This is a genomic window from Lewinella sp. W8, assembly GCF_004375085.3.
GTDB lineage: Bacteria > Bacteroidota > Bacteroidia > Chitinophagales > Saprospiraceae > Neolewinella.
On sequence record NZ_SNAQ03000001.1, the window covers coordinates 489,957 to 514,799 of the forward strand.

Annotated in this window: 20 protein-coding genes; 9 read left to right on the forward strand and 11 right to left on the reverse strand. The window is 55.9% G+C overall.

All coding sequences use genetic code 11. The features are described from left to right. Window positions 1–198: 198 nt before the first annotated feature. Window positions 199–1,866, reverse strand: a complete 1,668-nt coding sequence (locus tag E1J53_RS02020; protein ID WP_134270310.1) for a glycosyltransferase family 39 protein — start codon at window positions 1,864–1,866, stop codon at window positions 199–201. Between the two features lie 314 nt (window positions 1,867–2,180). Here E1J53_RS02020 and E1J53_RS02025 point away from each other — a divergent pair, with 314 nt between their 5' ends. From E1J53_RS02025 to E1J53_RS02035, 3 genes are all read left to right on the forward strand, one after another. Next, complete coding sequence (locus tag E1J53_RS02025; RefSeq protein WP_253929766.1) at window positions 2,181–3,143, forward strand: OmpA family protein; 963 nt, start codon at window positions 2,181–2,183, stop codon at window positions 3,141–3,143. A gap of 117 nt (window positions 3,144–3,260) precedes the next feature. Further along, entirely contained in the window at window positions 3,261–4,685 is a 1,425-nt protein-coding gene (locus tag E1J53_RS02030; RefSeq protein WP_134270312.1) for a T9SS type A sorting domain-containing protein, read from the forward strand. Between the two features lie 5 nt (window positions 4,686–4,690). Continuing rightward, on the forward strand, window positions 4,691–5,134 hold the full coding sequence (locus E1J53_RS02035) for a GNAT family N-acetyltransferase (RefSeq protein ID WP_134270313.1): 444 nt from the start codon (window positions 4,691–4,693) through the stop codon (window positions 5,132–5,134). Between the two features lie 109 nt (window positions 5,135–5,243). Here E1J53_RS02035 and E1J53_RS02040 read toward each other — a convergent pair whose 3' ends face one another. Next, window positions 5,244–6,239: a polyprenyl synthetase family protein gene (locus tag E1J53_RS02040; protein ID WP_134270314.1), complete on the reverse strand. Its 996-nt coding sequence runs from the start codon at window positions 6,237–6,239 to the stop codon at window positions 5,244–5,246. A gap of 308 nt (window positions 6,240–6,547) precedes the next feature. On the opposite strand from E1J53_RS02040, the gene E1J53_RS02045 reads away from it, so the two are divergent. Further along, the gene (locus tag E1J53_RS02045) at window positions 6,548–7,528 is read left to right on the forward strand and encodes a YpdA family putative bacillithiol disulfide reductase (RefSeq protein WP_134270315.1); all 981 of its coding nucleotides are present in this window, start codon (window positions 6,548–6,550) and stop codon (window positions 7,526–7,528) included. Between the two features lie 89 nt (window positions 7,529–7,617). Here the strand turns inward: E1J53_RS02045 and rpsT are convergent, their stop codons facing one another. Next, on the reverse strand, window positions 7,618–7,872 hold the full coding sequence (rpsT, locus tag E1J53_RS02050; RefSeq protein WP_134270316.1) for a 30S ribosomal protein S20: 255 nt from the start codon (window positions 7,870–7,872) through the stop codon (window positions 7,618–7,620). Between the two features lie 283 nt (window positions 7,873–8,155). Between rpsT and E1J53_RS02055 the strand changes: the two genes are divergently transcribed. Continuing rightward, window positions 8,156–8,530 (forward strand): response regulator, encoded by a 375-nt coding sequence (locus E1J53_RS02055; protein WP_134270317.1) that lies wholly within the window; start codon window positions 8,156–8,158, stop codon window positions 8,528–8,530. Window positions 8,531–8,536: 6 nt separating this feature from the next. Here the strand turns inward: E1J53_RS02055 and E1J53_RS02060 are convergent, their stop codons facing one another. After that, window positions 8,537–11,020, reverse strand: a complete 2,484-nt coding sequence (locus E1J53_RS02060) for an alpha-amylase family glycosyl hydrolase (protein ID WP_173021331.1) — start codon at window positions 11,018–11,020, stop codon at window positions 8,537–8,539. A gap of 540 nt (window positions 11,021–11,560) precedes the next feature. Here E1J53_RS02060 and E1J53_RS02065 point away from each other — a divergent pair. Next, complete coding sequence (locus tag E1J53_RS02065; protein ID WP_134270319.1) at window positions 11,561–12,889, forward strand: T9SS type A sorting domain-containing protein; 1,329 nt, start codon at window positions 11,561–11,563, stop codon at window positions 12,887–12,889. Between the two features lie 150 nt (window positions 12,890–13,039). Here E1J53_RS02065 and E1J53_RS02070 read toward each other — a convergent pair whose 3' ends face one another. From E1J53_RS02070 to E1J53_RS02085, 4 genes are all read right to left on the reverse strand, one after another. Beyond that, entirely contained in the window at window positions 13,040–13,999 is a 960-nt protein-coding gene (locus tag E1J53_RS02070) for an electron transfer flavoprotein subunit alpha/FixB family protein (protein ID WP_134270320.1), read from the reverse strand. 50 nt (window positions 14,000–14,049) lie between these two features. Continuing rightward, window positions 14,050–14,784 (reverse strand): electron transfer flavoprotein subunit beta/FixA family protein, encoded by a 735-nt coding sequence (locus E1J53_RS02075; RefSeq protein ID WP_134270321.1) that lies wholly within the window; start codon window positions 14,782–14,784, stop codon window positions 14,050–14,052. 297 nt (window positions 14,785–15,081) lie between these two features. After that, window positions 15,082–15,312 (reverse strand): hypothetical protein, encoded by a 231-nt coding sequence (locus E1J53_RS02080; RefSeq protein WP_134270322.1) that lies wholly within the window; start codon window positions 15,310–15,312, stop codon window positions 15,082–15,084. A gap of 201 nt (window positions 15,313–15,513) precedes the next feature. Next, on the reverse strand, window positions 15,514–16,752 hold the full coding sequence (locus E1J53_RS02085; RefSeq protein ID WP_134270323.1) for a GNAT family N-acetyltransferase: 1,239 nt from the start codon (window positions 16,750–16,752) through the stop codon (window positions 15,514–15,516). 108 nt (window positions 16,753–16,860) lie between these two features. Here E1J53_RS02085 and E1J53_RS02090 point away from each other — a divergent pair, with 108 nt between their 5' ends. After that, window positions 16,861–17,682 (forward strand): universal stress protein, encoded by an 822-nt coding sequence (locus E1J53_RS02090; RefSeq protein ID WP_134270324.1) that lies wholly within the window; start codon window positions 16,861–16,863, stop codon window positions 17,680–17,682. Window positions 17,683–17,694: 12 nt separating this feature from the next. On the opposite strand, the gene E1J53_RS02095 is transcribed toward E1J53_RS02090, so the two are convergent. Then, the gene (locus tag E1J53_RS02095) at window positions 17,695–19,623 is read right to left on the reverse strand and encodes a DNA topoisomerase IV subunit B (protein WP_134270325.1); all 1,929 of its coding nucleotides are present in this window, start codon (window positions 19,621–19,623) and stop codon (window positions 17,695–17,697) included. Between the two features lie 114 nt (window positions 19,624–19,737). Next, window positions 19,738–20,559 (reverse strand): transporter, encoded by an 822-nt coding sequence (locus E1J53_RS02100; protein ID WP_134270326.1) that lies wholly within the window; start codon window positions 20,557–20,559, stop codon window positions 19,738–19,740. A 122-nt stretch (window positions 20,560–20,681) separates the two neighbouring features. On the opposite strand from E1J53_RS02100, the gene E1J53_RS02105 reads away from it, so the two are divergent. Both E1J53_RS02105 and E1J53_RS02110 read left to right on the forward strand, forming a co-directional pair. After that, on the forward strand, window positions 20,682–21,404 hold the full coding sequence (locus tag E1J53_RS02105; protein ID WP_134270327.1) for a polyprenol monophosphomannose synthase: 723 nt from the start codon (window positions 20,682–20,684) through the stop codon (window positions 21,402–21,404). Window positions 21,405–21,581: 177 nt separating this feature from the next. Then, window positions 21,582–23,642, forward strand: coding sequence for a M13 family metallopeptidase (locus tag E1J53_RS02110; protein ID WP_134270328.1), 2,061 nt, complete (start codon window positions 21,582–21,584; stop codon window positions 23,640–23,642). 90 nt (window positions 23,643–23,732) lie between these two features. Here E1J53_RS02110 and E1J53_RS02115 read toward each other — a convergent pair whose 3' ends face one another. Further along, entirely contained in the window at window positions 23,733–24,836 is a 1,104-nt protein-coding gene (locus E1J53_RS02115; RefSeq protein ID WP_154640114.1) for a trypsin-like peptidase domain-containing protein, read from the reverse strand. Window positions 24,837–24,843: the final 7 nt, after the last annotated feature.

Consider the following 24,843-nt stretch of genomic DNA (forward strand, 5'->3'; position numbering starts at 1 on the left):
ATTCACGGTGTCTATCTCCCCGTAAAAGGGATTTAGGGGGGGAATTGTTTCCAGGAAGAAACAGATATTCCTATTGCCCAGTAAGTTAACGCACTTTATCGGTATTCTGCTTCCTAATGCCGTTGAACTTTTCCCGAATAATAAAGCCGACGCTCAATGGGAGGAGCGATGAAAAAAGATTCGCACCAACCGGTAGGACTAGGGATGAGCGGGCCGTTGGTAAAATGAAAAACCACCCTTTTGGTAGAGTAGGACAGCGTCGGGCACTTCTCTGAGTACCTGATCGGTTTTTCTTAGCGGACTGCTGAAGAAGAGCGGTTTATCAATGGGCCCATGGAATCTCCAGTGTCGGTCAGTCTGACCGTATTCGTAGACTTCCGGTTGGACTTCGGAATAAAACCAGTGGGCGTAAGATTTATGGTAGGCCGTACCCACGTACACGTCCGAAGTTCGGAGACCCTGGAAAAATTCAGTAAGCGCTCCCTGAGAGTACGTCTGGATTCTGCCGGTGAAACTCCACAGGCCCGCGGCGGTAAACAAGACCATTCCCGCCAGGTAGATCGCTGCCAGGTTCGGCAGACTGCGTTTTTTGAGTCGGAGAACTGCTACCAATTGACCAATAATCAGGAGGAACGGCAAAATGGTGTACCAGGGCCAGGGTACGTTCATGGCGAGTCTGGAGATCAGTTCCGGGTCCTGGCTCGTGCTGGCAAGCGCACTGGACTGCCAACCAATAATCGGAAGGAGCAGACTCGCCAGGGCAAAGAGGCACAGGATCGTTGTCCCCGTGCGGGACAGCCAGGTAGGTGCATCAATCGAGCTACTCGTATGGGTGACCCACCTGGCCGCAAACCAGGCAATGGGGAAGTAGGCGAGGCTTGAGTAATGGACGATTTTGGTGTTGACAATGCTGAACAGGATCAGTACCACCCAAAAGAGGATACGCATGCCCCGGTCAAGCTTATGGATGGTCTTGTCATCTGATGGATTGAATCGATTCGTCAGTCCCGGTATGGCAAAAATGCTGGCGGGGAAACACCCGATCAGGAGCACTACGACGTGATAGCCGGGAAAACCGCCATGTCCGGCATCTTCCCGGGAGAATAGTCGCCACTGATAATCAAGGAAGTCCATGACCAGCTGCCCACCATCCTCCTGCCACAGTAATCCGATCCAGATCAAAGACGGCAACAAACTTAACAAACCAAAGGACAGGTAGCGGAGGCTGCGTTTCCCGCGATCATCCCTATCCATAATGAGTAATACCAGACAGCATAGGCCGGCAATCAATCCCGCGGCGGGGCCTTTGGTCAGTACCGCCAGTCCAAGCCAGCCCCCCGCCCAGAAAATATTCCCCCAGGCGGGAACGGCATTGCGAAAAACCGGCCACAACCCGAGCAGGATGAACAGGTTGAACCAGGGGTCGATGATGCCAGAACGAAAATAAAGTTGGGGAAGCAGGCTGAGCCCCATGAAGGCCATCCACCAGTAGGCAAGCTTATAAGCAGACGCCCTTCCACCGAGGTGCCAGAGCGAGAGCAGCGTCAGGGCACCGCAAATAACGTTGGGCAAGCGGGCGCCGAAGGGCCCCGTGCCAACCAGCTTAAAGGCCGATAATTGCATCCAGGCAAAAAGCGGTGGCTTCTCGTGAAAGGGCACGTAATTAATGCGGGGTTGGAGGTAATCACCAGTGACCTGCATCTCGCGTGCGATCTCCGCAAAATTGATTTCGTCCCAGTCAAAAAGAGCTACCTCCCCCAGCCCCAGGGAGAGGAAAAGAGCGTAGGCAATAAGACAGAGGCAAACCTTCAACCAGGGGGAGAGACCCGTAGGATGACGATTTAGGATTATTTTTTTTTGTTTCATCCCTGTGACTTGTCTTGAAGTGTTACGTCAAGAATGCGTAAGTTTGGAAAGTACCGAGCTATCTATCTGCATTGTTTTGGATAACTCAGATTGTGAACACGGACTTTTTGGTACAATGTAACTTACCCTAGTGACTACTCAAACATCCATCCAACCAACCATCCATGAGACTTAGTTTTATTCTCCTTTTTGCCCTGGTTTTCTCTGCTACCGCCCTTCAAGCACAAGGCGGTCTCCCAGCGAATCCAGAGCCCAACACCTGTTACGTACGCTGCGTTACTCCTGATGTATACGAGACGCAAACCGAACGAGTAATGACTCGTCCCGAGTATACCCGTCTGGTGACCACTCCCGCAACTTACAAGACCGTTACCGAACGCGTTCTGGTAAAGGAAGGCTACACGCGCTACGAGTTCGTTCCCGCTACCTTTACCACCGAAACGGTAAACTACGAAAGCCAGTCGCCCGCTGAGGCACTGAACGTACAGGCTGCCACCTTCAGTGATGCGGAAGAACGTATCCTCATCAAGCCGGAATCCTACGGCTGGGAAGTAACCGCTACCGAAGGCTGTGAGTCCGACAATCCCCTGGACTGTCAGACCCTGTGTTACCGCAAGTATGACGCCGAATACCGCACCATTGCGGTAAAGCGTCTGGCTTCTAACGCCACGACCACGAAGAGCAACGTGTCCGGTCAGACCGCTTCCTACACCAAGGAAGTTGTTGCCTCGGCCGCGCAGGTTCGCGAAATCACGATCGACCCCGTATACGACGAAATCACCAAGCGTGTTGTTGATCAGCCCGCTTCCGTTCGTGAGGAAACTGTTCCCGCTGAGTACACCACGGTCACCAAAGAGGTGCTGGTAACTAAAGGTGGTATCACCTCTTACGAGCCCATCGACTGTGAACTGACTACCTACAACGTACTGCCCATCAACTACGAGCTGGGTAGCGCCAATCTGACCGCCGAAAGCCGTCGGATCATCGACAATACCCTGGTAAAGCTGATGAACGAGCGGAAGAACATCCGCATTGAGCTGAACGCTCACACGGATAGCCGTGGTTCTGCCGCCAGCAACCAGAGCCTTTCCGAGCGTCGCGCTCAGGCCGTGGTTAACTACCTCGCCAATAAGGGCATCAGCCGCAGCCGCCTGGTTGCTAACGGATACGGTGAAAGCCAACTGAAGAACCGTTGTGCCGACGGTGTAAGCTGCTCTGAAGCTGAGCACGCCGTTAACCGCCGTACCGAGTTCCGCGTAATCAACGCTGACCTCTAAATCGGCTCACTCCGTGTTCTGAATTAATGACTACATTAAGGGCCCCAGTCAGTTTGTCTGACTGGGGCTTTTTTTGTTTGTCTGCGAACCAGACGCCACTTTTTACTTTATACGATCATGCGCTTACTATCAACTCTTACCTGCCTGCTATTCGTTTTTCCTACTTTTGCCCAAGAGGTGATCTCCGTAGAGGAACAAGACTTCAATTTTGAGTTCGTCCTTGATGTCCTGCTGCCCATCGATGCAGAATACGACGTCCAGAATTACAAAGTAGTCTATACCACCGTGGACGCCTTTGGTCAACCGGATACCGCCAGCGGAATGCTCTCCCTTCCCCTGGACCAGGAACTGGTATTTCCCCTGGCGGTTTATAATCACGGTACGGTGCCTAACCGCGAAGCCGTCCCCAGTCGCGAGGGCGTGTTTGAACGAAACCTGGTCATTGCCCTGGCGGCTAAAGGGTTCATTTCCCTGGCTCCGGATTACGTCGGACTAGGGGACAGTGAGGGCTTCCACCCCTACGTGCACGCGGATTCGGAAGCGTCCGCCGGCCGCGATATGCTGATTGCCGTGAGAGGCTGGCTGGAGTCACGGGAAATACCCTTCAACGAACAGGTCTTCGTGACCGGTTACAGTCAGGGCGGGCACGCGGCCCAGGCTCTGCACCGCGAGCTTGAACTCAACACGGACATTGCCGTTACGGCCGGAGCGCACCTTAGCGGCCCTTACAGTATCTCCGACATCATGCTCAACACCCTCTTCAGTGAGGAACTGGCCACCTTGCCGGGCTACATCGCCTACACCTACATCAGCTACAACAACGTTTACGGCTGGTTCGACTCCCTGGATCAGGTATTCGTCGACCCCTATCTCCCCGTCATTGACTCCCTGGACCAACTTCAGATGAGTCTGGGGGAATTCAATGTTCGGCTGGATACGCTCCTACGGCAAAACGACGCCGTCGTTTCGGACATCTTCCAGGACTCCGTACTGCAGGTTTTGCAAACACAGGACCCCGACAATGTCATCATTCAGTCCCTGCAGGACAACGATACTTACGATTGGGCACCCGTGTCTCCCACCTTGCTCTACTACTGCACGGAAGACGAGCAGGTACCCTTCCAGAATGCCCTGTTAGCGGATTCCGTGATGCGCGCCAACGGCTCCACGGTCGTGGAGATCGCTACCGGCGGCCCCCTGAATCACGGCGGCTGCGTAGTCCCGGCCTTTACGGCTACGCTTGATTTCTTTGCGCAGTTTGCAAACGTGTACTCCGTTTCCCTGGGGGCACCGATTGAACGCCCCGAGATCAGCCTGCAACCCAACCCCGCCACCCGGGGAGATAATCTGCAGCTACGGGGTCTACCCGCCGGCGCCCATCCATTTTTCATCTACGACCAGAGTGGACGTCAGCTCCTGAGTGGTCTAACCGCCGACAATGGCGGAATACGCCTGCCCGGCACCCTTCCCGCGGGCTGGCATCTGGTCCGTGTTGGTCTGCCTTCCGGAGAATCCGTAGTCCGTCGCATCGTCCTAAAATAACGAAGATGTCCGTTCAAATCAGACAAGCGGGGCCGGCGGACGTGCCGGCCCTTCACGGCCTCGTAGCAGAACTTGCCCGTTACGTTGATGCATTGCCTCACTTCACCGCTACGGTAGAAGCCTACCAAAAAGATTTTGAGGATGGGTTCTATCACGCCATTGTGGCGGAAGACGATGGCCGGGTGATCGGGATGGCGCTCTACTATTTTGTGTATTCGACCTGGAAAGGACGAATGATTTACCTGGAAGATTTTGTCCTCGAACCCGCCTACCGACGACGGGGAATCGGGCAAAGACTCTGGGACACCCTGCAGGAGCGTGGCCGGGAGCGTGGCTGTAAATTGCTTAAGTGGCAAATCGTTGATACGAATACGGAAGCCCTGAAATTTTACGCCGCCCAGGACGCCACGATTGAAAATAACTGGCTCAACGGAAAGCTGGAGTTGTAAGCAAGGCTAAGGAGAAGGCTGAGGCTGAGGCTAAAGAAATACTTCGGAGAAGGCTTGCTCCGCAAGCCGGTCGTTTAGGCTGTAAGTTAGACCGAGGGAGGCTACACCGCTAATGATCACGTTGCAGCAGCCCCTCCGCCAGGGCCACGAGGAGTTTCTTAACCTCAGGGTTCCCACCCGCTGCTGCGAGGTGCTCGTAGGCCTGCTGCTGAAAATCATCACGCAGTTGGGCCACCGCGCCGGGAATCCCGGCCTCCTGCATCAGTTCCGTAACCCGGATTACCTTTTCGGCCGGGTCGTCGGGACTGGAGTTGAACCACTCGCGGAGTTCCTCCCGGTGTTCGTCCGAAAGCAACTCGAGGGCTTTGAGGAACAAAAAGGTTTTTTTATTGCGAATAATGTCATTGCCGGTCCGCTTTCCGGTGGCGGCACTGTCTCCGAAGGTGTCCAGCAGGTCATCCTGAAGCTGAAAGGCCAGACCCGTAAGGCGACCGAAGGCGTAGAGATGATCGGCGTCGCTTTGTGGGGCTCCGGCTGCGAGGGCGCCGAGTTCCATGGCCCCGCCAAGCAGAACGGCCGTTTTGAGTTCGATCATCCGAACGTATTCTCTGATCGTTACGTCTTCCCGCCGCTCAAAATCCACGTCGTACTGCTGGCCTTCGCAGACGCCCGTGGCGACCCGGTTGAACGTCTGCAGGAGGCTGGGAATGGCCACCGTGTTCGGGCACCGACAAAGATGCTCATAGGCCTGAATCAGCATCAGATCACCACTGAGGATGCCGGTGTTGACGTCCCATTTTTCGTGGACCGTAGGCTGCCCCCGTCGCAGGGGACTGTCGTCCATAATGTCGTCGTGCAACAGGGTGAAGTTGTGAAATACCTCAACGGCCAGGGCGACGGACATGCTGTTGCTGAAATCCTGGTCGCCAAACATTTTGCCACAGAGCAGGGCAACCACCGGTCGAATGCGCTTCCCACCGAGTTGTAAAATGTAGTCGATGGGGGCGTAAAGGCCCCGGGGCTCTTTTTCCCCGAATCCGCTCACCAGTTCCTTCAGGAAAAGCTGGCGAATATCGTCAATGGTTGTAATCGGAGGCTGTTGCATGGGGCAAACATACGAAGTGCCACTGGCTATAAACATCGATTCCTGCGGAACAGTCTTGCGGGTTGGGGGTTAATTTTATTGGGCAGTAGTTATTACTTCCGTTACTCCCCGGGTTTGCGAATGCCTGAACCAGGTTTGCCGTCGAATTAGGTGGATCGCGTCATCGCCATTGATGCGGGAAGCCAACTTCCGCTGGCGAATATTTTTTGGGCACGTCGTGCAGGTGCCAGGCAAAAACCCGGGGAGCCAGAATGTTCTGGTTAGCTCCCGAAGAATGTTGTTCTGCCCAACCCAAAAGCGAAACCTTTATGGAACACTACGATTTGATCATCATCGGTGGAGGTCCCTCGGGCATCAATGTGGGCATCAGTGCGGAGAAGGCCGGACTGAAGTACCTCATTCTGGAAAAAGGGATGTTGGTCAACAGCCTCTTTAATTTTCCGGTGAACATGACTTTTTTCAGTACTTCGCTCAAACTGGAAATCCACCAGACTCCCTTCATCAGCCACGGAGATAAACCCACCCGGGCCGAATCCCTGGAATATTACCGCCGCCTGGTCGACAGCTTCAACCTTAATCTGCACCTCTACGAAGCCGTGGAAAAAATGGAGGCTTCGGCCACGGGCGGTTACGTGGTGACCACCGAAAAGGATACTTACGCAGCCTCCTATGTATGCGTAGCTACCGGCTTTTACGATACGCCCAACCCATTGGACGTTCCCGGAGAAGACCTCCCGAAAGTGAAGCATTACTACGATGACCCTCATGCCTACATCGGTCAGGAAGTGGTGGTGGTCGGAGCGGCCAACTCCGCCTGCGATGCGGCCCTCGAATGCTGGCGCAAGGGCGCCCACGTAACGATGGTCATTCGCGGAGCAGAAATCTCTCCCCGGGTCAAGTACTGGATTCGTCCCGACATTGAGAACCGAATCAAGGAGGGCAGCATCAAGGCCTACTTTCACAGCGAACTTGAGCGTATTGAGGAAACGGAGGTCGTGGTCCGCACCCCCGAAGGAACCCTGGTACTCCCCAATGATTTCGTGCTGGCAATGACGGGCTACCGTCCAAACTATGACCTGCTGGAACGCCTGGGACTCCCCATCGACGAAGAAGATGCCTGTAAGCCAATCTTCCGCAAGGAAACCCTGGAAACCACCCTGCCGGGAGTGTATATGGCCGGAGTCGTCTGTGCCGGCCTCCAGACCAGCAAACTCTTCATCGAAAATACCCGGGATCACGGAGACATCATTGTCGGAGATATCGTCCAAAAGCAGTCCGTGACGGCCTGAGGCCAAACAACCGGTACCGAGAAACGCAAAACGCCGCTTCGTTCAAAAACGAAGCGGCGTTTTGCCTAGATTATATGCCCGGGGAAATACTAGCCTAAGCTCTTAACGTGCTTAGAGAGACTAGACTTCAGGTTAGCGGCCTTGTTGGGGTGGAAGAGCCGGCGCTTGGCCAGACGGTCGATCATGCTGAACAGACCGGGAAGCTGCTTTTCGGCTTCGGCTTTATCTTCGGTGTCCCGCAGTTTGCGGATCGCCGTACGGGCAGATTTCTTGTAATAGCGGTTGTGAAGACGCTTTTTGGCGTCCTGACGAATGCGTTTCTTAGCTGACTGGTGATGTGCCATTTTCTACTGAAATTTATTTCCGGGCTTGAATCGGTCCGCAAAGGTACGACTTTTTTCAATTCTGCGAAACCTTTACCTTTTTATTTATGAGCTTTAGATCCCGGTGGGGATCCTTAAACCTCACTTATGGAAATGCCTTTCTAAGGCCCGAAGTTGTCCTGAGGAGGAAATTCTGTCTTCTGGCCCAGGGATATGGTTCCGTCCTCCAATCCCTCACTACCCCCTAAATCCTCTAATCCTGAAACCTAAATCCTTTACCTTTACCCGGTAACCTAGTGCTTTTATGAAACGAGGAAAAATATTGCTGGTCGACGACGAGCCCGCAATAAGAACGGCGTTAGACTTTCTGGTGAGCAAGGCCGGGTATGAAACGGCTGTGGCCAGCGACGGGAAAGAAGCCATCGCCGTGGCAACCACCTTTCAGCCCCAGGTAGCGGTCCTGGACGTCATGATGCCCGAAATGGACGGCTTCACGGTGGCCGAAAGACTACGGGAAATCCCCGGCCTGAGTGATGTCCGCATCGTATTCCTTACCGCCCGGAGCCGTCCCGAAGACCGCTACGCCGGATACCAGCACGGTGGAGAAGTATACCTGACCAAGCCCTTCGACAACCAGGACCTGCTCGATGTTCTCGGGGATCTGTTCATCTACGGCTAACCGTACCTAGCGCGGACTGCGGACCACCCGAACCACCTGTTCTCCCCGCCGCAATACGTAAACCCCGGCGGGAACTTCCCCGAGATCTACGATAATCTCATTATCGTTGGCCGCGCGTACCGGCGCGGCGAAGCTGCGGCCATCGGCCGCCATAAGCTGCCAGCCCCTCGTGGCGCCGGTTCCCCTTACCCGGAGCAGGTGGTCCGTAGGGTTGGGGAAGGCGGCGAGTTGCCCGGATGGGTCTCCCCAAACGGTACGCACCTCGCTGAGGTGCTCGCTGCCGTCCAGCTCCCGGGTTCTTAATCGGTAATACCGAACGGAATTGATCCAGGGGCGATCGTCGAGATGACGGTACGTTGCCGGGCGATTGTTGGGAATAGCCTGGTGAAGCAAACGGAAGTTGAACCCATCCTCGCTGGTTTCCAGCACGAATTCCGCCAGGTCTTCTTCGAGGGAAGTAGACCAGTCCAGTTGAACGACGCCCTTGTCCAACGGCAGGGCGGTAAAGGCATTCAGCGTCAGGGGAAGGGCCTCCGAAAGAATGTAGACGGCGTAGGATCTGGCCGGTACGTCGATGAGCAATTTACGGTCGTTACCCAGCGTCGCCGTCGTATTGAAGGCATTACCCGTCAACTCCAGAAAGGTAGACCCGCCACCAACGCCATTAGCGGGCGCCAATTCCTGATTCACCTTCAGGGTTTCGTAGGCGTAATTGATGGCTACCACCACCTGCTGGGCGCCGGCACCACCACTCATCTGGTAGATCAGCGATCGGCTGTCCTGGCCGGATTGATAATCGGCCGACCGGTTAGTCCCGAAGCGGTTCAGGTATTCGATGGTGGGAGAACCAAAAATGTGGGCGCGATGAATGGCCATGAGCTGACTGATCTCCGCGGAAAGGTTCACTGTAGGAGCGTTGGGGATGGGTTTGCCGAAGAAATCCGGATAGAATACCGTGGGCACGCCAATCTGGTTATTGGTCAGAATGTAGGCATACCCCAGCATGGGATCCTGCTGAATGGGTTCTCCGGGGCCGCGGAAGTCGTGGTTATTGACGAAGGTTACGGCGTTGAAGCCCGGCAGTCCGACGGCATCCCGCAGCGAGGCGTTGAAGACGTTCCGCAAGTCGTAGCCGCCGTTGTCCGACGCCTCCTTCAGGGCATTGCGCAGGGTAAAATCAAAAACCCGCACGACGGCACTACTGGACGTGGTGGCCAGGGTAACGTCATCCACCCAGGCCTTCAGCAGGTTGGGGTTGCCGTCGAAGAGTTCGCCAACGACCATGTCGGGGGTTTGGCCGCGGCCGGCCAGGTCGTCGAGCAGCTGCCCGACGAAGGAAGGCGGGAAGTGCTTGACGGCATCCATTCTCAGGCCCCCTACGCCCACGTCGGTAAGCAACCAGTTGGTCCAGTCGTTGTAGGTGGTTGCGGTACTGGCTTCGGCCTGCACGATATCGTAAAAAAAGATCTTGCTGTCCCAGTCGCCGGACAGAAAGGTCGTGGCGGCGTTGCTGGTGTTGGGGCGGAAGTTCTCAAAGTTCATTCCGCCCTGCCCACTGGGCAGTGCGGTAAAGTCGGTGTAGGTCTGGTAGACCAGGTCCGACAGGGGAATATTGAATCCCGGGCTGCCGTCGGCGGGCTCGTAGTAAATATCGTAGATGCGGTGGTCCGAATAGCCGTTGGTGTTGTTCAGGAAAATCAGCAGATCGTCCCCGCCCGCGTTAAAGTCGGCGGCGGTGATGGTCAGGGCGAACTCGTCGGTGTAGCAACCGCTGAAGTCAAACAGCGTGGCGACGATATCCTGATTAAGCTGAGCAAGGTTGAAGGGTTGCCCGCAATCTCCGCCCCCGTTGGGCTCCGACTCGTTTACTTCTCCCTGATAGGGTAGGGACGAACTGGCGATCGTGGGGTAAAATTTATAAGTCCGGCTGACGTAAGACGAAGCCTGGGTTTTTGAGCTGATTTTGATGTAGTAGGTGCCCGCTCCGTAGGCTCCGCCCAGCGGTAAGCGGCAGCGGAACCGGTCGCTGGGGTAGGGCTGCTTGCCGTTGCCGTTGAAGTGGGTTTCGATGTACGCTTTGACGGCGGGATTATCTTCCGGACTGCCGCCGTCGCGGTGGTTGTAGACCACGTCGGCTACGGCCTGCATACCACGGGCGTTCAGGGCACCAATGATGGCGTCCACTTCTCCCCGGGTTCCGAAACCGGTGCGGCCCAGGCCGAATTCTCCCAGGTCGTACAAATCCTTGGGGTCATAGCCGTTTGAGCAGGCACCGAAGCTGGCACGCGACATGGGCGGTAGCCACACGTAGGTGAAGCCCGCGTCGTCCAGGCTGTTGACCTGGCCGGCGAGGACGCTGGCCCAGTTGGGGCCGCTGTAGCCATTGCAGCCGTCTTTGTCGTAGTCCCAGTACCAGCCCTGGAGCATAAAGTCCTGAGCCGAAATCGATAAAGTCGCAAAGAGCAGTAGGGGGAGAAAAAGGGTACGCATGATGGAGGGGGTTGGGCGGATAAAATAATTAATAAATTTTATGTGTGCGGGCGAAATTTCCGGGTATGTCGCCATCAAGGGATGTGCAACGATGGCTGACGCGGGTGCCGTGTTTTTGGGTGAGGCCAGGTGAAGAGGGAGGACACAGTCGCAGTGAGCGATTGCTAACCCCCAGGCACCAATTTCCCTGGCTCTGGGCGGATAAACAAGGCACCTGCACGCCGTTGCCCAAGGGCTAGTCGCACAAGCACGTCGCTGCATTTTCTTAAAAATCAGTGATCCCGACGAGCTGAGCGGAACTCGGGACCGCTGCATTTTCTTAAAAATCAGCGATCCCGACGAGATGAGCGGAACTCGGGACCGCTGCATTTTCTTACAATCAGCGATCCCGACGAGCTGAGCGGAACTCGGGGCCGCTGCATTTTCTTACAATCAACTACCCCGAGGAAATTCGCGGAACTCGAAGGCGAGGGCCAAAAGCAAGGGTGCATCTTTAAGTGGCCCTGCTTATCTTACCTGACCTTTCAGAAAACATCTAATATGAAATTGGTTAATTGGCTCTTCCTTTGCCTGCTGGTGATGGGAGGTAACGTGGTGGCGCAAAACGGAATCATTGGCACGGGCTTCGCCAACGGCTGGACGGTACCCACGGACGGACTCTCCTTTTCGCCCTCCTTCGGCTCCAGCAACATCTTCATCGGCCAGCCCAACGGAACGGGACTTCAGTATTTCCGACTCTGGCGCAATGCCGGGGACACCGAATTTTACCAGAACGGACAGTTCGGCCCGCAGGGATGCGCCGCGGACCTCGACCGAACGGCCAACGAGGGAGAAAACTACGTGATGACCGGCTGCGGAACGGTCGCTTTTTCCGTCGACGTCACGGACATGAGCCACAACTACGTGTTCAAAACCCCGAACCTTTTCGGAGACCCTACCTCCTTCCTCTACTTCAAAGTAGAAGGCCCCATTCAATCTATTTTCCAGACCGGGCAGCAGCCAGAACCAAATATGGAGGGAGAAATTCCCGCCGATGAACCCGTCCTGGTGGGCGTCGTCACCACCGACGCGATGAGCCCCGGGCAGGCCGTCTATCTGCGCTACACCACCGATGGCTTCGCCACCTCGACGGTCGTACCGATGGACAATGTTTTCGGGCCATTTTTCGAGTATTTGATTCCCGCCCAACCGGACGGTACCACCGTAGAATACTACCCCTTCACCTCCGGCGATGCGGTGCCACCGGCCGCCGACGGTTCCGATGCCGATTACCGCACGATCAACGGCGATACGAACGGAGGCAGCAATTTTCGTTACACCGTCAACCGGGCTCTCCCCGTGACCTACCTCCGGTGGACCGGGCGCCGGCTGAAGCCCCAGGTGGTCGCCCTGGACTGGGAAACGGGAACCGAAGATCAAGCCAGCCACTTCGTGGTGGAGTGCAGTGAAAATGAAGGACAAAGCTGGTCGGAGCGGGCCATCGTTCCCGCCCGTAACCTCCCGGCCGGAGCGAAGTACACTTTCTTGGATGAAGGGGTATTCCCCGAGAGTTTACAGTACCGCTTACGGCAGGTAGATTTTGACGGTAGTGCGCACCTCTCGCCGATGATCGTCGTTCCGGCGTTGGAGCAGCTACTCCACGTATGGCCATCGCCAAGCAACGGTGTGATGAACCTGAACGTCCCCGAGGAGTTTGCGGGCGGAACGGCCAGGCTACTGAGCCTGAGTGGGCAAGTGCTGAATCTGGAACGTCTGTCCTCAGGCAGTCAGCAACTCATTGCCGGAGAGGTGCCCGCGGGCGTTTACCTGCTGCGGGTTAGCAGTGCCGACCAGCAACGGGTGGAGCAATTGCGGGTGGTCATTCAGTAGCGCGTGATCGACGGTCAGGCCTGGAGTCAGCGGCAAAAGAGAGTATGGGGCAAACCGGCTACCTGAAGCAATCCGAATAGCCGAACATAAAAAGAAAAGCCCCGCCAGCACGGGGCGGCGGGGCTTTCAAGCATCTTCCTGGCAAGAGGTTTACCCTGCCTTATGTTCCTTGATGGCTTCGGTCAGCTTCGGAAGCACCTCGAAGAGGTCACCCACTACACCGTAGTCGGCGGCCTTGAAGAAGGGAGCCTCGGGGTCCTTGTTGACCACCACGATGGTCTTGGAGTTGTTGACCCCGGCCAGGTGCTGAATGGCACCGCTGATGCCGGCGGCAATGTACAGGTTGGGGCGAATGGCTACGCCGGTTTGTCCTACGTGCTCGTGGTGAGGGCGCCAACCTACGTCGGCTACCGGACGGCTACAGGCCGTGGTGGCTCCCAGGGCTTCGGCCAGGTCTTCAATGACGCCCCAGTTTTCGGGGCCCTTCAGGCCACGGCCGCCACTGACGACCAGTTCCGCTTCGGGAAGCGGAGTGGTTCCTTCCACCCGCTTGGTTTCGATTACTTTGGTTTTGGCGGCCGGCAGTTCCGGGGAGAAGCTCTCCACCGCTACCGCAGCACCGCTTTCCTCTACGGGGATAGAGTTACCGGCCAGGCTGATGACCTTGTATTCCGTCGTGAGGGTCACGTCGGCGTAGGCCTTACCGGAGAATACCGCTTTGCGTACCGTCAGTTGGTCTCCGTTGGCGGTCGGAACGGCATTTACACCGGGGGCGGAGCCGGCCAGCAGGCGGGCGGCTAAACGACCCACCAGGTTTTTGCCCGTGGAGTTATGGGATAGGACGATCACTTTGGCACCAACTTCTTTGGCGGCCGCAGCGATGGCGGCGGTGTACACCTGGCTGTCAAATTTGGCTACGCCCGGGCCACCGACGTTGAGCACCTTACTGGCACCGAAAACTCCGAGCTGGCCGGCGTCTTCTACCTCACCGATGGTGAGGGCGCAGCAATCCGTGCCGAGCACTTCGGCGGTTTTTTTAGCGTAGGTTACTGCTTCATGAGCAGCTTTCTTGAACTTTCCATTCGTGGCTTCAGCAAATACAAGCACCATGGGAAGAGAATTTTTTTGTGGTTAGGGGGATGAGGTGGACGGACAATTAATTAAATGACACGGGCTTCTTCGTGTAGCAGGCGAACGAGTTCTTCCATATTGTCCGGGTCGATGAGCTTGACGGCGGTCTTCTCGGCGGGGAGCTCGTAGTGGTTGACCTGAGTGGTCTCGGGAAAATCTACGGGCTCGACTACGTTAAGCGGTTTGCGTTTGGCCATCATGATACCCCGCATATTGGGGATGCGCTGCTCGGCCATGCCCTTAGCGGCACTCACGGCGAAGGGCGTTTCCACTTCCACCACCTCAACGCCACCCTCAATGTCGCGGGTAACGGTGGCCTGGTTACCGTTCATCTCCAGATTGCTGGCGTCACCCACGTAGGGTAAGCCCAGGAATTCAGCGACCATGGCGCCAACTTCCGAGCCATTGTAGTCGATGGTTTCCTTACCGAAGAAAATGATGTCGTAGCCAGCGGCCTGTTCGGCAATTTGCTTGGCGATGTACAGGCTGCTTCCGCCGTCGGTGTTCACCCGAATGGCGTCGTCGGCACCGATCGCCAGTCCCTTGCGGATGACCGTGTCGTTGTCTGCGGCACCCACGTTCAGGATGGTCACCGTGCCACCCACTGCTTCCTTGAGTTCCAGGGCACGCACCAGGGCGTACCATTCGTCGTAAGGATTCATGATGTACTGTACGCCGGACTTATCCAGGTCGGATTGATCGGCCGTCAGCTGAATCTTGGTTGTCGTTTCCGGCGTCTTACTGACGCATACGAGCAGCTTCATATGGTAAAGAAAATTTTTATGGTCTGGGTTCCTACGTAAAGGGAACTGTTAGGGCAAAAGATAGTTGGCAAATGATCGGGAGTTCTTTCAGATAGGTTGAGTACCCGTCCAAAATCCCTCTGCCCAGAGCAAAAGCCGGCCAAAGATAACACTCCAACCTGGCTGAAACTAAGATTTAGCGAAATTTCGCTAAATCGTGACTTGTGGATGAAATCGTGAACCTCTGGGGGTGATCTCGGGCGTCTGGGCAAAAAAAAAGACCGATCGAAATCGGTCTTAAAGCGTTGGGTGAGGCCGTTAGGCTCGGCCCTGATTCTGGAGCCGTTGCTCGTAGACCCGTAAGGAGCGGGCCTGGTTTTCGGCTACGGCGTTAAGTACCTTGAGTTCTTCGTTGAGATCCTGATGGTGGACGCGATCGTTTCCGAAGATTCTTCGCTTGCGATTGATCTCAAGAATACTCTGAATGGTTTCGTTTAGGGCGATTTTAGTCTTCAGGTATTTATACTTAAGATTTCTTCGCGTACTCATAAGCTCTTGGGTTTTGTTTGGTATACTAAAGGCGGTGAAAAGACGACGGAAGCTACAAAAAAATTGTAAAAATTCCCCGTTTTAAGAGGATCAAAAACCAGCTCCGTCAACTTCGATTGAAATCTACCCAAAGAACCCCACGAAGAAAAAAATGGTTGGCCAGAATTCAAAAAAGACATTCTCAAGACAAAGTCCCGGAGGCTAGTTCCGGGAGCTTACGGTACTTGCTTTGAAGGGACTGCGGGGCGTCCATGCCTGGGCGGTGTACACCGCCGGGGTGAACAGGGGGATAAGACGATTAATGATGCCACTCCGCGCCTTCAGTAAGCAGGCGAATTCTTTGGGAACCGCTCCGATGGAGCTTTTGATTTCCAGGGCCGTACGCCCGAAGTCCAGCTTTTGGAATCCACCTTCGATGGCTGATTCCAGGAGGTCAAAGAGGATATTATGGTACAGGTGATGACTGTGCTTAAAGGCATCTTCCATTCCCAGGTAATGCGCATGCAGGATGGGACCATTAGCGATGGTGGTCGTGAAGGCAACCAAATGATTGTACTGGTCAAAGTACCCCTTCACGTTAACTTCCTCCTGACCAGCGAGCCAGCCAAAATAGTCTTGCTTCAGCTTGGCGGCGTTAAAGTCAGCTCCGGAACTGGTCAGGGTATAAAGGTCGTAGATTCGGGGAAGATGGATATTGATCTCCAGAGGGGAAAGTGCCCGGGAAGACAACCCTTCCATTTTTCCCCTGGCCCGCCGGTACCGTACCCGGTACTTACTCGTAATGTCTTCCAGGTAATCGTCCATGGACCGCCAGTGGTCGGGAATCTCCAACTCCATCACCGGGTCGGTGGGCAAGAGGAAATACCCCCGGTTTCGGAGTTCCTCGGTTGCGGAATGGTCCGTTGGGAATAGGTCCTTCAGTAATACCCCGGTATAGGAGGGGTCGTGCTGAAGAATGGAATCGGCAACGCCACTCAACAGGTCGATGCTCTCCCGTGGGGTGAGCAGTTCCAGGCCGTCCTGACAGTAATCACCCGAGGTGAGAAATTGGCCCAGGCATAAAATTTTGAAGCTGAAGGGAGACAGCATTCTTCTCCGGAAATCAAAACGGGAAGTTTCTCCTTTGGCGTTGTCGCTCACCTGTCCGGCCAGGTGGAAGAAAAAGGTTTGCTCGGTGAGTAGAATTTGCCGCCCGGATGGCCGATGACGGAGCACCAGGCCCTTCGTCTCAATTCCCTGCGGATTCTTTTCGAGGAACTGCAAATTTTTCTTCTGCACCCAGTAGTCGTCCGGCCGGTTGGCGCCGGGCCAGGAAACAGCGGAAGCCCCAAAGGCTTCCACCCGTAGGAGTTGCCAATCCGGAAAGTTGACGATGGGAATGACCCCGGTACGGGACACCGGGGCATGGGAACAGACCGTGGGTAAAAAAGCAACTGGCATATGTGGCGCGGACAAACTATTCACTTACACAACGCAGCGAAACGGAAAATGGATGTCGGATAAGTTTTGATCGTGAGGACTTATCTTTCCCCCACCAAATTATTCCCTATGTTCAGTCGTATTCTGGTTCCCGTTGATTTCAGTGATAATTCCGCCGTATCTCTTCGCTATGCCCTTGAGTTGGCCGATTTTGTCGGTACTGCCTCGGTGAAGGTCATTCACGTATTTACCCCTTCCGTGGCAACCGGCGACGCCATTACGATGTCTCCGGTGGGCGAACTTATGGCGCAAAGAGAAGAAGACCTGAAGCGTTTTATGGTCGACTTCGCTGTTCCGGCGGGCGTCACTCTGGATGCTGAACTAGTCCTGGGGTTTGCGGCGGATAAAATTGTGGAGGTAGCCGTTGATGCAGACCTGATCGTCATGGGGTCTACCGGCGATGCGGATTTGCTGGAGCAGGTATTTGGTAGTGTGTCCAGTTCGGTGGCCCAGCGGTCTCCCTGTCCGGTATTGCTGGTGCCGAAAAGCGGCCAGTTCCACGATTACGAGAATGTCCTTTACGCCAGTAATAACCTGTCCCTTTCCCGCCGTGCCGTGCTGAGACTGATGGATTTCAATGAACTGTTCCGCGCCCGGGTGCACTTTGTCCACGTCAACGATGAGGAGGGCAGCCACGAAGGGCAGCGGGAGAAGCTATTCGCTCCGTTGTTCTCCAATCCCGATCCAGAATTTTCTTTTGAGATCAAGGAAGTAAATGCGGACTCCGTGCAGGAAGGCCTGGTTGAATACCTGGATGGTCACCCCATTGACCTGGCCATTATGGTTACGAAAAACCGTGGCTTTTGGGAGCGACTCTTTCACCGTAGCGAGACCCGTCAGATGGTGCTCCACCCCCAGACGCCCCTGCTCATCATGCACGTAAACGAATAGGCATCAGCCAAATCAGGCCGCCGCTTCGGCGGCCGTAGCCACTTCCGCTTCCTCAAGTTGCTCGGCATCCGGAGTGCCGTCCCCGTCCAGGTCCTCATCACGCTCGACCCGCAGGTTGTCGATAATGAAGTTCTGTCTGCTCGGCGTATTCTTGCCCATGTAATAGGTGAGCAGATCGTCGATGTTGGTTTGCTCTCCGAGTACGACGGGCTCCAGCCGGATATCTTCCCCGATGAAATCCTTGAACTCCTTCGGGCTGATTTCCCCCAGTCCCTTAAAGCGGGTAATCTCCGGCTTGCCGCGCAGTTTCTGAATCGCTTCCTGTTTTTCCGCCTCACTGTAGCAGTAGAAGGTCTTCTGTTTGTCCCGAACCCGAAACAGCGGGGTTTCCAGAATGTACAGGTGGCCGGCTTCCACCATGTCGGGGAAGAACTGGAGGAAAAAGGTCAGCAGCAGCAGGCGGATGTGCATACCGTCCACGTCGGCGTCCGTGGCGATCACCACCCGGTTGTAGCGAAGTTCATCCACCCCGTCCTCGATGTTCAGAGCGTGCTGGAGCAGGTTGAACTCCTCGTTTTGGTACACCACCTTCTTCGTCTGTCCGTAGCAGTTGAGGGGCTTCCCGCGCAGGGAAAAAACCGCCTGCGTCTGAACGTCCCGTGCGACGGTAATCGATCCGCTGGCCGAGTCACCCTCCGTGATGAAGATGGTGGAAGCTAGTTTGATCTCCTGGTCAACCTTCTTGTTAGAGGAGTTGTAGTGGACCCGGCAGTCCCGCAGCTTTTTATTGTGCAGATTAGCCTTCTTGGCGCGTTGATTCGCCAGTTTTTTGATGCCGGCAATTTCCTTGCGTTCCCGCTCGGATTGTTTAACGCGTTTCTCAATGGCCTGGGCCACCTCGGGGTTCTTATGGAGGTAGTTATCCAGGCGCTCCACCAGGAAGTTGCGCATAAAAGTCTGCACGGTGGGCAGTCCGGGCCCCATGTCCGTAGACCCCAACTTGGTCTTGGTCTGCGACTCAAAGACGGGCTCCTCGACCTTGACCGAAACGGCGGCTACGATACTGGCCAGGATGTCCTTGCGGTCGTAATTTTTGTTGAAGTGCTTCTGAATGGCTTCCACCATGGCCTGCTTGAAGGCATTCAGGTGGGTTCCCCCCTGGGTCGTATGCTGACCGTTGACGAAACTGAAGTAGGTTTCTCCGTAAGCATTACCGTGGGTGATGGCCACCTCAACGTCCTCATCCTTCAGGTGAACGACGGGGTAGCGCTGCTGCTCAACGTTTGTTTTCCGTTCCAGAAGGTCCCTCAGTCCGTTGCGGCTCACCAGGGTTTTTCCGTTGAAGTTCAGCTTCAGCCCGGCGTTCAGGTAGGCGTAGTTCCACAGCTGGTTTTCAACGAAGTCGGAACGGTATTTATACTTTTTGAAGATGCCCTTGTCGGCGCGGAAACTGACGAAGGTTCCGTTGGCTTCCTTGGTATTGCTTTGCCGGTGATCCTTGACGAGTTCGCCGTAGGCGAAATCCGCCTGCTTAAGTTTTCCTTCCCGTACCGCGTAAACCGTGAATTCTTCCGACAGGGCATTGGTGGCCTTCAGTCCCACGCCGTTGAGGCCGACGGATTTCTTAAAGGCTTTGCTATCGTACTTACCCCCGGTGTTGATTTTGGACACTACGTCCACGACCTTACCCAACGGAATCCCGCGCCCAAAATCTCGAACGGACACCACACCATCTTCGATGTTGATGTCGATCTCCCGCCCGAAACCCATGACGTATTCATCAATGGAGTTATCAATAACCTCCTTGATCAGAATATAAATACCGTCATCCGGGCTTGCGCCGTCCCCGAGTTTACCGATGTACATCCCCGGACGCATCCGGATGTGCTCCTTCCAGTCTAGTGAGCGAATGTTGTCTTCGGTATAGTTAGATTGGGCCATTAAGTTGTATTTCTTAGCTCTGCAAACATACGAAACTGCGCCGAAAGGTTAAAACAATTTGTGGGGTAAATGGCAGCCAGCTTGGAATGTGTTGTTTTGCCCGTCCGCTTCACCCTAAAGCTTGAACACCACACCGGTATTAAGGCGGTTGCTACGGCCGATGAACTCTCCATCCGTAATCCAGGCGCCGCCCACCATGGCCCCAACCCAGGGGCGCACGGGGACGTAAAAGGTTGCTCCCAGTCGCTGCCAGCTGCTGCCCGTTCCCCCGGCGGCGGCCTGTACGCCGGTGCCACTTTCCAGCGCGGTGACAAATTCAATCCAGCCCTCCACGTAGAAATATTTGTTGCCGTAACCCGACCGGAGCAGGAGCGGCCAGGAGGATCGCGCGTCCGGCGTGAACTGGAAATCAATGCCGGTCTGCGCGTGCAGGAACCAACCGGCGTCGTGCTGAAATTGATAGGCCAGCCGTCCCTGAAAGACGCCACCCCGTTGCCCGATGGCCGCAATCCCGTCGGGAGAGTAATTCCCCACGGGGAAACTCAGTCCGACGGCGGTAAAGAACCGGCTGTGCCCCCTCTTGAGGCGCTTGTCGGCGTTCATGTATTTAATCCACAGGGAGCCGTCCTGCAGGCTGCCTTGCCCGTTATTGACCTGCATCCAGGGCAGGGTAGCTACGAGAGCAGTATGCTCGTTGAGGCCGGCCTCCACGAACAGATTATAGCTTACCGTTTCGATGTTTCGCGCTTCCTCCCGGCCATTTTCCTGCAGGTAGGTGTCGTACTGCTCAAAGGAGTAACCCAACGCAACCGCAATTTCTCCCTTGGGGGCCGGGAATCCACTAATGGGGCCCTGGGCGTGACCGCAGGTGCCCAGCAACATTAGGAAGGAGCAAAGCCAGAAAGTAGGGGAGGATAGGGGGATCTTAAGGGACACTTGGGGGGATTTTATACCGTTCTGGAGGGTAATTATTACAGAATTATTGTTTGCGGAGGAAGGCACGGTCTTCATCAGTGACGGCTACGTTCTATCTTTGCCCGACTTAATCCGAAGCTGAAGTGAGCGATAGCCTGGTCATCATACCTACCTATAACGAAAAGGAGAACATCGAAAAGATGATCGATACGGTGTTCCATCTGTCGTATCCCTTTCATTTACTCATTGTGGATGACGGCTCCCCCGACGGAACGGCGAATATCGTCCGGGAGCTCCAGCAAAAATACCCCGATCAGCTCCACTTACTCGAGCGGTCGGGCAAACTCGGCCTCGGGACGGCCTACCTCGACGGGTTCCGCTGGGGACTGAAGCGCCCCGAGAATTACGAGTACTTCTTTGAAATGGACGCCGATTTCAGCCACACTCCGGCGGATCTGATCCGGCTGCGGGAAGCCTGCCACACCGGTGGCGGTGACGTGGCGGTCGGCTCCCGGTACACCAGGGGCGGACGGGTAGAAAACTGGCCCTGGGATCGCATCGCCCTTTCCTACGGTGCTTCCCTCTACGTGCGGGCGGTGACCTGGATGCCCGTCAAAGATCCCACCGCGGGCTTTATGTGCTACACCCGCCGGGTGCTGGAAGCCATTGATTTTTCTTCCATCCAGTTTATTGGCTACGCCTTCCAGATCGAGATGAAATACACCGCCCGTCAACTTGGGTTCCGGATCGTCGAAGTCCCGATCACCTTCACGGACCGGGTACTGGGAGCCAGTAAAATGCAGGGCGCCATCATCAAGGAAGCCGTACTGGGCGTTCTGGCCCTGCGGTTTCGGAGTAAGAAATAGGGGGCAATTTTGGGTGCCCGTCGGGGACTGATGGACGATGATCGAAAATCGGTAACGGCTCGGAGAAAAAGTTCCTAGCTTTATCCGCCTTCTCAGAATTGGCAAAATTTTGGCCGTGATGGCTGCTTTAGCGTAAGCAGCGGCCCGGATCATTCATGGAGTAATAAATATTCACTAATGAAAATTTCCCTCTGGCGTGCCCTCTGCGCACTGCCGCTCTTTTCCCTACTCTTGACGGGTTGTGGTGCCGACGGCACCACGGCCGAGGACACCACCGAACGTGGCATTATCCTCTCCAATATGGACACCACCGTTAGTCCGAAAGATGACTTCTACAACTACGTAAACGGCACGTGGATGCAGGAAACCCAAATCCCCGATGACCGCAGCTCATGGGGCGGTTTTAGTGTCCTCCGTAAGTCGACCGATAAGGACGTTCTGGACATCATCGCCAAGGCGCAGGAAGAAAATCGCTACGCTCCGGGTACCGATCAGGCCAAGGCCATCGCCATGTTCAACGGACAGATGGATACCCTGGCCCGCAACGAACTGGGCATCACCCCGCTCAAGTCTGCCCTGAACGATATCGAGGGTATTGAGTCCCTGGCCGATATGCAACGCGTCCTGGCGACCAACAATGCCATATCCCAACCCTTCTTCGGCATCACGGCCTTCCCCGACCTCAATAACAGTACGGTAAATGCGGCCTACCTCGCGCCCCAGGGCCTCGGCCTTCCCGACCGGGACTACTACCTGGAAGAAGACACCAAGTCTAAGGAAATCCGCGAGGAGTACGTCCAGCACGTTTCCCGGATGCTGCAATTCCTGGGTGACGAAGAAAACACCGCCCTGGCCGCCGCCCGGAAGATTCTCGATTTCGAAACCCAGCTGGCCGAACCCCGCTTTGACAAGGTGCAAAGCCGCGACGCCCGCAACTTCAACAACCGGCACTCCATCGCCGAAGTACAGGAAATGCTTCCCTCCGTGGATCTGCAACAGCTCATGGCGGACATGAACATCGAGGAACCACTGGATAGCCTCATCGTCATGCAGCCGAACTACACCATGGCCCTGCAGAGCTTCCTGACGACCACCCCGCTGGAAGACCTGAAGACCATGCTGCGCTGGAGCACCATCCGCTCCGCCGCGGGCATGCTGACCACGGAAACCAACCGGGCCAACTGGGAGTTCTACGGCAAGTACCTCAACGGTGCCAAGGAGCAGCGCCCGGCGGACGAGCGGGCCCTGGCCACCGTAAACGGTAACCTCGGGGAAGCGCTCGGTAAAGTTTACGTGGACGAGAAGTTCCCCCCCGAAGCCAAAGAAAAGGCCGAGACGATGATCGCCAACGTGATCAAGGCCTTCCAAAACCGGATTCAACAACTTGACTGGATGACGGAAGACACCAAGCGCAACGCCATTGAGAAGCTGGACAAGTTCACGGTGAAGATCGGCTACCCCGACGAATGGGAAGACTACTCCAATATGGAGGTGAGCGAAGACAAGACGTACTTCGAGAATATGCTGGCCGCGGATCAATGGGCCACGGAGAAAAACATCTCCGAAATTGGCAAGCCCGTGGATAAGTCAGAATGGGGGATGTCTCCCCAGACGGTTAACGCCTACTTTAATCCCCTCAATAACGAAATCGTGTTCCCGGCCGCCATCCTGCAGCCTCCCTTCTACGATTACCTGGCGGACGAGGCGGTCAACTACGGCGGTATCGGCGCGGTGATCGGCCACGAAATCTCCCACGCCTTTGACGACTCCGGCGCCCGCTTTGACGGCGACGGTAACCTCGCCAACTGGTGGACCGAAGAAGACCTGACGGAATTCACCAAACGCGGCGATGCCCTGGCCGAGCAGTACAGTGCCATTGAGGTGCTCGACAGCGTATTCATCAACGGTAAGTTCACCCTCGGGGAGAACATCGGCGACCTCGGCGGCGTGCTTGGTGCCTACGATGGCCTGCAGCTCTTCTACGCGGAGAACGGCCGCCCGGAACCCATCGATGGGTTTACGGCCGAGCAGCGCTTCTTCATGAGTTGGGCCACCATCTGGCGCACCCTCGCCCGGGAAGAATCCCTCCGGACTCAGGTGATGACCGATCCTCACTCTCCGGGGCGCTACCGTGCTACCCAGCCCCTGGTTAACGTCGATGCCTTCTACGAAGCCTTCGACATTAAGGAAGGAGACGGCATGTACCTTGAACCCGAGAAGCGGGTAAGAATCTGGTAAATCATCGGCCTCACCAACGATGACCACGACGCGCCATCCCGATCGATCGGGATGGCGCGTCGTGCTTTGGGGCCGTTGCTTCCCGAAATCTTAGTTCAGCCACTGCGCCCCGTACTCCTCGACCAGGATGTTGTCGTATTCGTCGGCTTTCTCGAAGAGGTGTTCGAAACGGGGAAGGGCGGTTTCCACGGTCAGATAACGATCGTAGATCAGGAGAGAAAGCACGACGTCGCGGCCGTAGGTACTAAAGGTCAGCTGGGGTAGCTTGAAATTTTCTTTGAGTAGGAAAGAAAACAGTTCTGGCCGTGGGATGTCCGGCAGACGGCAGAGGTAGGCATCGCCGGTCACCAGTCCAGAATCCTCGTGGTAGGCCATCTGAATGATGGCACTGCCCTGGCGGATGCTCCACAGATTAGGACCCCGGCGGGCCAGTTGTGGATTGTGTCCGGCGGTTTTGATGATGTCTTCCACCGTAGCAGAGACTCCGGTGGGTTCATAATCTTCGACCAGATCGGGCGTCACCAGGGGGTTGCCGCAGTTGGGGCAGTGACCGTTGGGGTTTACGATGACTTCAAAGATGATCTCCCGGCAACTGAAGCAGCGGGCGGCGGGCCGGCCGTGGCCGGCCTTGAAATGGTCGAGGCATTCCTTGATCGTGGCCGTGGGCAGGCTGAGCGCGCGCCCCTTACCCTCCTGAATGTCGTACATATTGATACCGGCCAGGTGGCCGGCCTTCGTGAACAGGGGGCCACCGCTGTGGCTGGCCTCCTGCCAGGCGTCATGAACGATGAAGGAAATACCGTGGTGCAGGTGACCGAGTTCCAGCACCTTGCCTTCGCTGATGCGCATGGAGTGCCCGAAATGCTGGCCGAGGGCCAGCACCTCCGTGCCCGGCTCGGGTGGCGTTTCGGCCAGGGGAAGTTCCGGAAGGTCGAAGGGCCGGGCCGGTCGCAAAAAAGCCAGATCGTAGTAGGCGTCCAGGTACACCACGGCGGCGAGCTGTTCGGACTCCCGCTCACTGCCGATCACGACGGTAGCGTTGTCCCGCACGACGTGCTCGTTGGTGACCAGCAACTCCCGTCGGGGAAGGTAAACCCCCGTACCCGTACTGAAGGGCGTGGCTACCTGGAAAACGTAATCTGATAACTTCGCGATAAGGCAAGGCTTTGGTAACGGCGAATCTACAAAATTCACCCCGATC

Excerpts from the sequence above, each read along its gene's own strand:
- E1J53_RS02035 (WP_134270313.1), top strand. The coding sequence starts at position 4,691 with ATGTCCGTTCAAATCAGACAAGCGGGGCCGGCGGACGTGCCGGCCCTT.
- E1J53_RS02085 (WP_134270323.1), bottom strand. The coding sequence starts at position 16,752 with ATGCCAGTTGCTTTTTTACCCACGGTCTGTTCCCATGCCCCGGTGTCC.
- E1J53_RS02075 (WP_134270321.1), bottom strand. The coding sequence starts at position 14,784 with ATGAAGCTGCTCGTATGCGTCAGTAAGACGCCGGAAACGACAACCAAG.
- E1J53_RS02095 (WP_134270325.1), bottom strand. The coding sequence starts at position 19,623 with ATGGCCCAATCTAACTATACCGAAGACAACATTCGCTCACTAGACTGG.
- E1J53_RS02045 (WP_134270315.1), top strand. The coding sequence starts at position 6,548 with ATGGAACACTACGATTTGATCATCATCGGTGGAGGTCCCTCGGGCATC.
- E1J53_RS02030 (WP_134270312.1), top strand. The coding sequence starts at position 3,261 with ATGCGCTTACTATCAACTCTTACCTGCCTGCTATTCGTTTTTCCTACT.
- E1J53_RS02040 (WP_134270314.1), bottom strand. The coding sequence starts at position 6,239 with ATGCAACAGCCTCCGATTACAACCATTGACGATATTCGCCAGCTTTTC.
- E1J53_RS02070 (WP_134270320.1), bottom strand. The coding sequence starts at position 13,999 with ATGGTGCTTGTATTTGCTGAAGCCACGAATGGAAAGTTCAAGAAAGCT.
- E1J53_RS02090 (WP_134270324.1), top strand. The coding sequence starts at position 16,861 with ATGTTCAGTCGTATTCTGGTTCCCGTTGATTTCAGTGATAATTCCGCC.
- E1J53_RS02110 (WP_134270328.1), top strand. The coding sequence starts at position 21,582 with ATGAAAATTTCCCTCTGGCGTGCCCTCTGCGCACTGCCGCTCTTTTCC.
- E1J53_RS02055 (WP_134270317.1), top strand. The coding sequence starts at position 8,156 with ATGAAACGAGGAAAAATATTGCTGGTCGACGACGAGCCCGCAATAAGA.
- rpsT (WP_134270316.1), bottom strand. The coding sequence starts at position 7,872 with ATGGCACATCACCAGTCAGCTAAGAAACGCATTCGTCAGGACGCCAAA.
- E1J53_RS02020 (WP_134270310.1), bottom strand. The coding sequence starts at position 1,866 with ATGAAACAAAAAAAAATAATCCTAAATCGTCATCCTACGGGTCTCTCC.
- E1J53_RS02060 (WP_173021331.1), bottom strand. The coding sequence starts at position 11,020 with ATGCGTACCCTTTTTCTCCCCCTACTGCTCTTTGCGACTTTATCGATT.
- E1J53_RS02025 (WP_253929766.1), top strand. The coding sequence starts at position 2,181 with ATGACTCGTCCCGAGTATACCCGTCTGGTGACCACTCCCGCAACTTAC.
- E1J53_RS02065 (WP_134270319.1), top strand. The coding sequence starts at position 11,561 with ATGAAATTGGTTAATTGGCTCTTCCTTTGCCTGCTGGTGATGGGAGGT.
- E1J53_RS02080 (WP_134270322.1), bottom strand. The coding sequence starts at position 15,312 with ATGAGTACGCGAAGAAATCTTAAGTATAAATACCTGAAGACTAAAATC.